The organism is Pedobacter sp. 01N416, assembly GCF_056399685.1.
The window spans coordinates 1-812 of the sequence record NZ_JBFTRT010000973.1 but is presented as its reverse complement, the minus strand read 5'-3'; the positions used below and the strand labels follow the sequence as shown (position 1 = coordinate 812).

At 34.0% G+C, this 812-nt stretch carries 1 protein-coding gene and 1 pseudogene; both read right to left on the bottom strand.

Features of this window, described 5'->3' with window-relative positions:
* Nucleotides 1-296 (bottom strand): annotated as a pseudogene (locus AC1DND_RS28760) (S9 family peptidase); the annotation flags it as partial.
* A 196-nt stretch (nt 297-492) separates the two neighbouring features.
* The coding region (locus AC1DND_RS28755) for a YidC/Oxa1 family membrane protein insertase (RefSeq protein WP_477586368.1) at nt 493-812 on the bottom strand (320 nt) is incomplete at its 5' end.

The following is an 812-nucleotide window of genomic DNA, read 5'->3' as shown; positions in this document are numbered from 1 at the left end:
CGTAAATCCTTATTTAAGGGACGGATATTAAAAGCAGCAAACTTAGAATCATTACTAAACTGTGAGTTCATTCCCCTTGGTATATTAATCTTCGCATTCGTTTTAATATTGGTAAGGTACAATTGTGCATCACCTTCTTGCTGTAAGATGCTGTACATGGCCCATTGACCATTATTTGATAATTGCTTTGTTCCTACTGATTCCCAGGTATCATATACCGAATGATCTAAAGGTTTCTTTTGGGCGTAGGCAAAGCTGACAACGAAAAACAGAATAATAGTTAGTCTCTTTTGCATTTTTAAAAGTTAATTAATTTGTTGGTTGAGATTTAATCTTCTAAAATTGGATTTTTTTAGCTTATTAGGAAACTTGTATKCCAAATATTACAATTAAAAGCATTTAGTTGGAAAGTCAGAGGTCGGAGATTGTGGTAAAGCAAAAACCCCCGATTACTTTAAGCAATCGAGGGTTTTCATATTATTAAAGGCTAAATTACTTTTTAGCTTGTTGTTGCTGACGCATATAATCATCTAAACGTTGTTGGAATTTAGATTTTTTCTTTTTCTCATCAGCCGGTCTGGCTTTATTTTGCTGAATTAAAGCGTGGATTTTATCATCATCAACCATTTTACGGATTAAGAACTGCTGTCCGAAAGTCATTAAGTTGGCCAAGAAATAATAATAGTTTAATCCGGCAGGGTAGCTGTTCAATACACCTAAGAAAATAACCGGCATAATGTAACCGATGTATTTCATTTGGCCTGTAGCACCAGAAACCTGATTGTTAAAGTAAGTCATAATCAATGTAGAGA